The sequence below is a fragment of the Candidatus Edwardsbacteria bacterium genome (assembly GCA_018821925.1).
Classification (GTDB): Bacteria; Edwardsbacteria; AC1; order AC1; family EtOH8; genus UBA2226.
The window spans coordinates 1-10,462 of record JAHJLF010000020.1 but is presented as its reverse complement, the minus strand read 5'-3'; the positions used below and the strand labels follow the sequence as shown (position 1 = coordinate 10,462).

Genomic DNA, 10,462 nt, shown 5'->3' with positions numbered 1-10,462 from the left:
TTACAACATTTAGGTTTACAAAGCCCCTCACCTGATTTATCAGGTGAGGGGCATATGTGAGGTCACTGCGGCATGGCCGGCTTGTTGCCGTCCCGCATGGCCCGGTAATGGGGCGACACGATCTCCACTCCCGCCTGGCTGAACTTGTCCTGGATATTCTGGTGAAGCCGGGAATAGATCGCCGCCATAGCCTGGGCCTGGTCGGTGTAGGCGTTCAACTGGTAGGTGACGAAGAAATCATCCAGGCTGATCTGCAGGACGAAAGGCTCCTTGTCTTTCAGTATTCCCTCGGTCTCTTTGGCCGCCGCGATCAGCAATTCGTGAACCTTCTGCCAGGGCGCATCGTAGCCTATGGTCACGGTGGTGTTGAGGATCAGGCCCAGGTCCCGGCTGGAGGTGGAATAATTTACCGTGTAGTTGGACATGACGGTGGAATTTGGGACGGTGATCTCCTCGTTCTTGATGGTCCGGATCCTGGTGACCAGGAAGGTCTTGTCTATCACGTCGCCGGTGACCTCCCCCAGCTTGATCCGATCCCCTATCTTGAAGGGCCGCATGTAGGTGATCACCAGCCCGGCGATCACATTGGCTATGGCCGAGGACGAGCCCAGCGAGAACAGAACCCCCAGGAACAGGGACACTCCCTTGAATATCGGAGAGTCCGATCCCGGCAGGTAGGGAAAGATTACGACGAAAACGAAGGCATACAGCAGGAACCGGACGATGGCGAAGGTCGGCTGGGCCCATTCCGGATAGAAACCCTTGATCACCAGGGTGCCCCGGGCAATCTGCAGGGATAAAAATTTAAGCAATTTAACGGCATAGCGGGCCACCCATATAATTACGATGACGGTAAAAAGCTTGGGCAGGTAGTTCCAGATGCCCAGAGCTATGCTGCCGGCCGGGTTGGCCACCAAACGCCACAGGACGGCGGCCCAGGCCCTGGTCTCCGGGAAAATGCCGAACAACAGTGGCAGGGCCAGATAGAAGGTGAAGAACAGCACCAGAAGGCGGAGCAGGTTATTGGCAACCAGGGCCATCTTCAAGTTCTGCTCGGGCGTCAGGATATTTATATTCTTGATCGACAGCCCTTTGAAATAGCGTTCCTTATTGCTCCGGAGGTAGGCCCGGGTCCGGTTGAACACCAGGTTGACCAGGTAGAAAATGCCTGCCGCACCCAGCAGTATGGCCAGCACCAATCCGATCCTGATCAGCCAGCCCAGGATGCTGTTGGTCTTTTGCTGGGCCGTCACGGCTGTTCTGATCTTGGCGGCATATTCGCCGGCCAGATCATCCCGGCTGCGGGAATACCACAGGGCATCCAGGTCGGTGACCGCCATCACCACCAGCTCGCCGTAAACAATATCGCTGCTGCTTTCGGACTGGACTACCAGAAGTGAATCGGGGCTAAAACGTTCGGAGTCGGCCAGCGCCTTGATCCTACGGGACACGGCCGAGGCCCTTTCGGCCGGTTTGAATGAACCGATGCGGGTATTGATGCTGAAAAGCGTGTCGCCGAAGGGAGCCACCGGAAAGCCCGGGCTGTTTCCCTTCAGGTCCTCTATCCTCTTCAGGCGCTGCGCTTTTTTAAGGGAATCGCTTTCCTCGATGCGTTTAAGCTGATCCTCCAGATCCTTCTGCTTTTGTACGTTCAGGTTGATCTTTTGCAGTTCCTGACGCAGCTCGGCTTTGACGATGGAATCAATCTTCTGCTGTTGGCTTTCCTGAACCAGCAACGATTCAGCCTGTTGCAGGGACTGATTCTTGAGTGAATCCATGGCCGGCAACAGGGTGTCTTTCCCTGTCTTAACGTTTTGGGCCGGTAACGAACCTGAGTAGATCAGCGCCAAGGCCCAGATAAAAAGCAGCTTTTTCATGATCACTCCGAAATTATTTGTTTAACTTGACCTTTAATTCGGGGGCTTCCACTAGTTGGAAGGTGGCCGAGGCAAACTTGACGGCGCCCTTGGTGGCCTCCACCTCCTGGAGGACCCGGGTGAAAAGTTCGGTCTTGGTGACCCTTCTTTTCTTGTAATCCACCACATAACGCAGGGAGAACTCCACCCAGTTGTCATTGGCCGTGACGAACACCATCGGCTCGGTCTGGGCGTTCTCCAAACGATATTTTTGCTGCAAAAGGCTCCATTTTTCTTTGGTTATCTCCGACAAACTATCTGCCACCTCTTTGCCCGCACTAAGGAATATTTCTTTGGCCTTTTCATAATTACTGCCGTATTGAACCGGGATCTTTATTTCATCCCACAAGAACGGGAAATCGCCCGAATAGTTGAAAACCGGTTCCTTGAAGACAAAACTGTTGGCTATAAGCACTATTCTTCCGTTATACAGATCACCGTCAACCCATTGACCTATTTCCATAATGGTGGTTCGCAAAACACCGATATCCATCACGTCGCCCTTGATCCCACCCAGCTGAACCCGGTCGCCGGTTTTATAGAACCCACCGAACAGGATGGCCAGCCAGCCGGCAAAGGACGCTATCACCTCCTGCAGGGCAAAGGCGATGCCGGCCCCGGCCACGCCGAAGGCCACGGTCAGCCCGCCCAGCTTGTCGCTATAGACAATGGTGATCAAAATAATTGTCAGGAAGTAACCGATGAAATTGCCGAATTTCTTGGCCCGATAACGGCTGTCATTTCCCTTTATTTTGGAAAACAGGTTTTTCTGGACGGCGTTGATGATTAGCCACAGCACGGCAACTCCGATAAATAACGCCGCGATCTTTCCCATAACAGGGTTATAAAGGATTTTTTTAATCAGCTCTTCCATGATCTTTCCAATGGTAAATTTATTCTATTGATTCTGTTAAATAGCGCCCGATCATTCGATCGGGCGCTTCCAGTTATTTCATCTTATTTGGTATGGCCTCTTCCCAGGTCTTTCTGGCCTCGGCCACCGGAATATCGATCAGATCCTGTATCACCAGCCTATCTCCGCCCACCGTGCCAAGCTTCATAATGTCCACGCCTTGCTTCTTGGCCAACGCTCCCAACCTCTCAACATCAACCACCCTGCTTGACAGAATGACCCGGGTCTGGGTCTCGGCAAACAGCTTGAAATCTCCCCTTCCCGGCAGGCCGGACAGATCGGCAGTCAACCCCGTCCCCTCCTTGATAAGGAGGGGATCAAGGGGTGGTGCAAAGCAGCATTCGGCCAAGGCCACCGCCAGCCCTCCCTCGGAGCAGTCGTGGGCCGAGCGGACCAGTCCGGCCTTGATGGCATCCCGGACAAAATCGTGCAGTTTCTTTTCTGCCGCCAGATCTATGGCCGGAGCATCGCCGTTCACCTGGCCGTGCACGGCTTTAAGATACTCCGAGCCCCCGATATCCGGTTGGGATTTTATATCTCCGGCCAAAAATACGATGTCTCCCGCCTGCTTGAACCACTGGGTGGTGATGTGCGACAGATCTTCGATCAGCCCCACCATGCCTATTAACGGCGTGGGATAGACGCCGTGGGTCAAACTTTCATTATACAGGCTGACGTTGCCGGATATCACCGGAACCTCCAGCACCCTGCAGGCCTCGGCCAGCCCCTCCACCGCCTGCTTCATCTGGTAGAAGACCTCGGGCTTGTAGGGATTGCCGAAGTTCAGGCAGTCGGTCAGGCCCAGCGGCCTGGCCCCTGAGCAGGCCAGGTTACGGGCGGCCTCGGCCACCGCGATTGCCCCGCCGTTAAAGGGATTCAGATAGCAGTAACGGCCATTGCAGTCGGTGGTGATTCCAATTGCCTTATTGGTGCCGCGGATCCGTAGGACTGCGGCATCCGAGCCCGGCAGAACGGCGGTGTTGGTCCGCACCTGATGGTCATACTGCTGATAAACCCAGCGTTTGCTGGCAATGGTGGGGGCCGATAGTACTTGAATTAATGATCTATCATGATCTTTTGGTTCTTTTATATCATTTTGGATGAATTGCTTTAGCTTATCAATATAACCTGGCTTCTTGCTTTCTCTTTCGTATACCGGAGCTTCATCAACCAGAGCCTTTACCGGGATATCGGCGTAGACCTCATCGCCCCATTTTATTCTGACGTGGCCGTCATTTGTGACCACCCCTATTGACGAACAATGGAGTTCCCATTTATCAAATATCGCTTTGATCTGGCCGTAATTTTCCTTTGGTGCCACCACTACCATTCTCTCCTGTGACTCCGAAAGCATGATCTCATAGGGGGTCATCCCCTTCTCCCGGAGCGGCACTTGAGACATGTCCATCTCCAGGCCGGTACCGGCCCGGGAGGCCATCTCGATGGATGAGCTGGTCAGCCCGGCCGCACCCATGTCCTGGATGCCTACCGCCAGGCCGGATTCGATCAGCTCCAAGGTGGCCTCCAGCAGCAATTTCTTGGTGAAGGGGTCCCCTATCTGGACAGAGGGCCGCTTGGCAGATGATGCTTCGGACAGCTCCTCCGAGGCAAAGGTGGCCCCATGGATGCCGTCCCGGCCGGTGGTGGCGCCCACTGCTATCACCAGGTTGCCCAGGCCGGAGGCGAAGCCCCGCATGATCTTCTTATTCTCCACCAGGCCCAGGCACATCACGTTGACTAACGGGTTGGTGGTATACGATTCATCGAACACCACCGAGCCGCCCACGGTGGGAATACCCACGCAGTTGCCGTAATCGGCGATGCCGGAGACCACCCCGGAGAACAGGTGCCGCACATGGGCGTCGTCCAGCGATCCGAAGTACAGCGGGTCCATTAGGGCGATGGGCCTGGCCCCCATGGTGAAAATGTCACGCAAAATTCCCCCGATGCCGGTGGCTGCTCCCTGGTAGGGCTCGATGGCCGAGGGGTGGTTGTGGCTCTCCACCTTCATAGCGATCCCCAGTCCGTCGCCAATGTCCACTATCCCGGCATTCTCGCCCGGCCCCTGCAACACCTGGGGCGCCCGGGTGGGAAACAGCTTCAACAGCAGTTTGGAGTTCTTGTAGGAGCAGTGCTCCGACCACAGCACCGAGAAGATGCCCAGTTCGGTATAGGTAGGCATCCGCCCCATTATCCGTTGGATGCTGTCGAACTCCTCCTGGTTGAGCCCGAAACTCTGGGCCTGTTTTATATCTACGATGGGTTCCTGATTTTTTGTCATTTTATTTTTTCGCGTTTGAGGGTTGCAGTTTGGGAGAGCCTCCGTTGGCAGCGGCTTTCTTTGATTGGGCCTTGGGTCCGTTCCGGGGTTTCCGCCGGGATATCTTGAAAGTTTTACGTAACAGGGATATCTTGATGTCCGGCTTCTTGTCCTGGACATGGTTGACGAAGTAGTCCACCACCTCGGGATCGAACTGGGTGCCGGAATAGGCCAGCAGTTCGGCCTCGGCCTGCTCCCGGGGCAATCCCTTGCGGTAGGGCCGGTCGGCGGTCATGGCGTCGTAAGCGTCGGCCACCGCGATGATCCGGGCCAGCCGGCTGATATCGAGGCCGGTCTTTTTATTGGGATATCCGCTGCCGTCGTACTTCTCGTGGTGGTCCCGGATGATATCGGCCACCGCGCACAGCTTGGAGAAGCCGGAGATGATATGGTAGCCCCGTTCGGCATGGTGATGGATCTCGGTCAGCTCCTCGCGGCTCAGGGTCTCCTCCTTGTCCAGGGTGGATTCGTCCACCCCCAGCTTGCCGAAATCGTGCAGCAGGGCCGCTACCTCCAGGGTCAGCAGGTCCTCCTGGGGCAGGCCCATCCGCATTCCGATGGCCAGGGAGTAGAAGGTCACCCGGATGATGTGCCCGTCATGGTAGGGCACCAGGCGGTCCACCACCTTGGCCAGCCGGCGCAGCTGGCGGATCATCTTATCGGGATCGCCGGCCAGTATCTGATCCAGCCTGGTCAGCAGATTGGTTATGGCGTTGACGTCCGGTTGTTTGTACAGCTTGCTCAGCATGTCATTTTGCTCCCAGGAAGTTCTGGATGGAGTCGAATATCAGGACGCCGTCGGACGATCCCAGCAGCTGCTCCATGGCCCGCTCCGGGTGGGGCATCATGCCCATAACGTTCCCCTTTTTGTTGGTGATCCCGGCGATATTGTTCACCGAGCCGTTGGGATTGGCGCTGTCGTCAACCCGGCCCTGGGCGTCGCTGTAGCGGAAGACCACCCGACCACCGTCCTCCAGCTCCCGGACGGTCTTCTCATCGGCGTAATAGTTGCCCTCCTTGTGGGCGATGGGGACCCTGATCAGTTGGTCCTTGGTCAATTTATTGGTAAACGGAAGTTTGTTGTTCTCCACCTTCAGGTGGACCGTTTGGCAGATGAACTGCAGGCTGCGGTTGACCAGCATGGCCCCCGGAAGCAGGCCGCTCTCCAGCAGGATCTGAAAGCCGTTGCAGATGCCGATCACCGGGCCGCCCTGTTCGGCAAAGTCCATCACTTCCTGCATGATGGGCGAGAATCGGGCGATGGCTCCGGTCCGGAGATAATCACCGTAGGAAAAACCGCCGGGCAATATCACGCAGTCGCAGTTATTCAGCGAGTGTTCCCGATGCCAGATATACTCCACCGGGCATTTAAGATGGTCCTTCACCGCCCGGTAGCAGTCGTAATCGCAGTTGGAGCCGGGAAAGGTTATCACCGCAAATTTCATTTGCCCTCCGTCAGGGAATAGCTGTACTGTTCGATGACCGGATTGGACAGGATCTTTTGGCACATCTCCTTGACCTTCTCCTCGACTTCCTTCCGGTCGTCGCTGTTGAACCTGACCTGGATGAACTTGCCCATCCGGACATCTTCGATGCCTTGGTAGCCCATGGTCTCCATGGAGCGTTTGAGGGTGGTGCCCTGGGGATCCAGCACCAGCTCTTTCAGAGTGACGTGGATTTCAGCGGTCAGCAATTTTTAGTCTCCTTTTGTTCTTCAATTTTTCCATGTGGCTTGATTTATAGATTCGCCGCATCAGGCCGAACAGGATGTATCCGGTCAGGATGGGGAAAAGCGACAGGTTGGGGTTCTTGATGATGCCCAGAATGGCCAGCATAAATCCTGCGTATATCAGATATGATTTGAGGCTACGGGCGGCCATCTTGGGTATGGGCGGGTATCCGATGTCGCTGACCATCAGGAAGGAAAGCAGGATGATCACCAGCGGGATGAAGCGGATCAGCGACAGGTCGTAGGCCACGGCGTTGCTGAAAAGCAGGAAGCTGGCCACCATCCCCCCGGCCGCCGGGGTGGGCAATCCATGGAAGATCTCCTTTTCGGTCAGGCTCTTGATGTTGGCGTTGAACCGGGCCAGCCGGATGGCCCCGGCCACCACGAAGGCAAAGGCGGTCAGGCTGCCCCACAGCCCGATTGATTTCAGGGCCAGCGGGTAGATCAGGATCATCGGGGCCAGCACGAAGGAGACCATATCGGACAGCGAGTCCAGCTCGGCCCCGAAGCGGCTGTAATGGTGGGTCAGCCGGGCCACCATCCCGTCTATGGAATCGAAGAAGCCGGCCAGGATGATCAGCCAGGCGCCGCGGTAATAGTTGCCGTTGAAGGCCTCCAGTATCGCCAGCACCCCGCAGAACAGGTTTCCGCTGGTGAAGACACTGGGCAGGAATGATGGGGTTTTTAGTTTTGGTGGCATGATAAACTTTAAATATTAAAAATTTGGCTGGGATCGATGGTATGATGATAATTTCTTTCTGCCTACTTAGTTTTTCTATATTTTTTCTTTTGTTCTTCAAATAATCTAAGTTGTGATTTTATAGCCTGATATGTTACGTTTCCATCTACCCTTTTCTCATTCATACCTGTTGTCCTTGCTGCTGCGGTTACTTCGCCCCAGCTGATGAAGTAATTTTCGAAATATTCAAACGGGTATTTGCTTAGTTGTTTAACCTCGTCTTTTGTCGGAATATGCCCAAGCTGCTTTGAAATGTTTTTAATTTCAAGCTGCAAAACTTTCTTGCTTACTGTATACTTCTGTTTTTTAAGTCGTTCAACAGGGCTGTTTTTAACTTTTGGCTTGTCGTCGTTTACTTTTCTAAATGGGTCGAGACCTTTGGTAAGTTCAATATGTCGTTGTGTTGTGATATTATGATAATACTCCGACAGTTCTATACCAACATATTTTCTCTTTAGCTGTTGTGCTGCTAATGTAGTTGTCCCTGCACCGTTGAATGGATCTAAAATTGATTCCCCCTCGTTTGTGTATAGAGAAATTAAGCGGTACATAAACATTGGTGGTAGTTGGCAAGGATGATCAACCCTGCGACTGTTGTGCTTTAAGCGATGGATATCATACCAAATATTTGCAACAAATTCGCTATCCTTAATTTTTAAATGCCTGCGCTTAGTCGTGCAGTTAGGACGTATGCAATAATTTTCTTTTATGGCATAACTTGCTTTATATTCTAAAAACGAATTAATTTTTCTTTCAAGTGCTGGCAAAACCCTGGGCTTACCCTTACTAAAACAAAGAATTGAATAATGCGCAGGCATAATCATTCTTACGGGCATTGATAAACCTTCCCATACTATCCAATCCTGATAATCTAATATTGTATATAGATGTTTGAAATGCCTAATACACCATTGCGGTATATTTAATACGGCAAGAGTTCTCCCGGGCTTTAAAACTCTTGCTAATTCGTTTAGCCACTGGTCGCACCATTCAAAATATTTCTGAACATCGATTCCATCGTCCCAACCTTCATATTTTTTTTTCAAGTTGTACGGCGGGTCTGCAAAACAAAAATCTATACTATTGTCAGGTATTTTTTTGAGTTGTTCAATGCAATCTCCATTTAAAAGAATTGAATTGTGCGCATAATCATTTTCGGTTTGTGAGAACTTACGATATGTATGTTTTTTATTTGTCGGCTTATAATATACTCTTTGGTCATAAATGTTTAGACGTTTGTATTTTGGCAATCCAAATAAATCTGCTAAACGGATTTCAACTTCTTTTGGGTATTGTTCGAAGTCAACCGTAATGTCATGCCAAACATCGGACATCAATGTCCCAAATTCATGATATAAGTGTTTTTTACCCCCGTAATCTTTTGTTGTCTTGTCACAACAAGGACAATATGTGTAGCCAATTCTTGTTTTGGTATGCTTTAAGCTTTCCTTATAACGTGTTAAGATGAGTAATGCGGCGTGTTGTTCTGTTAAGTAGTTTTTACGTGTTCTCGGGTTTTCCAGTTTAACAGTAAGCCAAAGTTTTAAATGTATGTTGTGATTTAACTGCGAACAAAAGTCAGTTGCAAAAACGGGTGACGTCAGTATTGCAATAATTGCGTCTCCGTCCGTTAAACTAAGAAATGAATTCAAATCTGAATAAAGCCTACCTTTTTGTGGTATTGCTTCAAGAGATCTATAATAGGGTAGAACAATAAACTCAACATTATTAGATGAAGGTATTACTTCCGATAAACTACCTTTTATAATATTTGTTTTCAGTGGTATGGATTTTTCGCTTTGGTGCATAGCTTATTTATCTAAACTAATTAAGAATTTTGAAAGCCTTTCAAGTTCACTATCTTTGAAAGTAACAATACAGTCGCTGAATTGGCAAATAGTTTTTAGTGCCGAGCTTCTTTCAAAGTTTCCTGCTCCGTCAATGATGTAAGCAATTTTATGACCGTATCTGGCAAGTTGTTTTTGCCGTGCCTGGGCCTGGCCTGCTTTGCGCTCTATGGTGCTATTGGTTGTAACCTGGAAACTTGCTTCAATTGCACAAATATGTCCTTTCGGTGATTTTGCAACAATGTCGTACGAAAGAAGTGTTCGTTTGTTTTGACTGATCTTGTCAATTTGTTTTTTGCTGAAATCCCACCGTGGGAGCCGTTCCTGTAAGAAGTCGACAACATATTTTTGAGCAAGATTGCCTAATGAATTAGCGGTAGCACCGCCTGTAATTCGACTAACCCAAATGTATCGTTGTCTAACAAAAGTATCTAATTCTTTTTTTTGCCCGATTAAAGTACCGATATTACATTTTTCTTCAATATCATTTGGAATATTGTTAGCAATGGCCGCGCCCCCAAATAAAATGAGGTTTACAATGTCCTCAATTACTGTTGTTAATGGTTCAAGTGTTGAAAGCCCAATGCCATCAACTTTCAGGTAAACATTGTTCCAAGTTTTATTACCTGAAAGAGTTTGAAATTTGTAAAAGTAACTTTCTGCATTCCAAACAAATTCCATCGTATCGTTGTCAAACACTTTTGGAAGTTCGGTTTTAAAACGCATCAGTTTTTCACCGCCAATGTCTGAAAGCACCATCAAGTGCTTTAGAAAGAGGTTTGCCGAAAGTTTCTTTGAGTTAGATAAAACTTTTTTCCAAGCGAACGGTTCAGCATCAGCAATATTAAGTAAACTTATAAACTTGTCCTGTGTTTCGATTAGTTTAGGTATAATACTGGTATTGCGTTCCATTTCAGAAATTCTCTCTGGCCAAAATTTTAACGCATTTGCTTCTAAATCTTCAATTTTTCTTGACATTTCTTTACGTTTTCTATGTA

General features: G+C 50.4%; 9 protein-coding genes. All 9 read right to left on the bottom strand.

The genetic code is table 11. The features are described from left to right. Nucleotides 1-62: 62 nt before the first annotated feature. Nucleotides 63-1,877, bottom strand: a complete 1,815-nt coding sequence (locus tag KJ869_02195) for a mechanosensitive ion channel family protein (GenBank protein ID MBU1576002.1) — start codon at nucleotides 1,875-1,877, stop codon at nucleotides 63-65. 13 nt (nucleotides 1,878-1,890) lie between these two features. After that, entirely contained in the window at nucleotides 1,891-2,790 is a 900-nt protein-coding gene (locus KJ869_02190; protein MBU1576001.1) for a mechanosensitive ion channel family protein, read from the bottom strand. Between the two features lie 73 nt (nucleotides 2,791-2,863). Then, on the bottom strand, nucleotides 2,864-5,110 hold the full coding sequence (gene purL, locus KJ869_02185) for a phosphoribosylformylglycinamidine synthase subunit PurL (protein ID MBU1576000.1): 2,247 nt from the start codon (nucleotides 5,108-5,110) through the stop codon (nucleotides 2,864-2,866). Between the two features lies 1 nt (nucleotide 5,111). Further along, nucleotides 5,112-5,897, bottom strand: coding sequence for an HD-GYP domain-containing protein (locus KJ869_02180; protein ID MBU1575999.1), 786 nt, complete (start codon nucleotides 5,895-5,897; stop codon nucleotides 5,112-5,114). A 1-nt stretch (nucleotide 5,898) separates the two neighbouring features. After that, nucleotides 5,899-6,594: a phosphoribosylformylglycinamidine synthase subunit PurQ gene (purQ, locus tag KJ869_02175; protein ID MBU1575998.1), complete on the bottom strand. Its 696-nt coding sequence runs from the start codon at nucleotides 6,592-6,594 to the stop codon at nucleotides 5,899-5,901. Then, a complete protein-coding gene (gene purS, locus KJ869_02170) occupies nucleotides 6,591-6,842 on the bottom strand; it encodes a phosphoribosylformylglycinamidine synthase subunit PurS (protein ID MBU1575997.1) in 252 nt (83 codons plus the stop codon). Before purS ends, purQ begins: the two co-directional genes overlap by 4 nt. Continuing rightward, nucleotides 6,829-7,578 carry a CDP-diacylglycerol--serine O-phosphatidyltransferase gene (gene pssA / locus KJ869_02165; protein MBU1575996.1) on the bottom strand — a complete coding sequence of 250 codons (750 nt, stop codon included), beginning with the start codon at nucleotides 7,576-7,578 and terminating at the stop codon, nucleotides 6,829-6,831. Before pssA ends, purS begins: the two co-directional genes overlap by 14 nt. A gap of 62 nt (nucleotides 7,579-7,640) precedes the next feature. Further along, entirely contained in the window at nucleotides 7,641-9,425 is a 1,785-nt protein-coding gene (locus tag KJ869_02160) for a site-specific DNA-methyltransferase (GenBank protein ID MBU1575995.1), read from the bottom strand. Between the two features lie 3 nt (nucleotides 9,426-9,428). Beyond that, nucleotides 9,429-10,462: restriction endonuclease (locus tag KJ869_02155; protein MBU1575994.1), on the bottom strand; the 1,034-nt coding region annotated here is incomplete at its 5' end.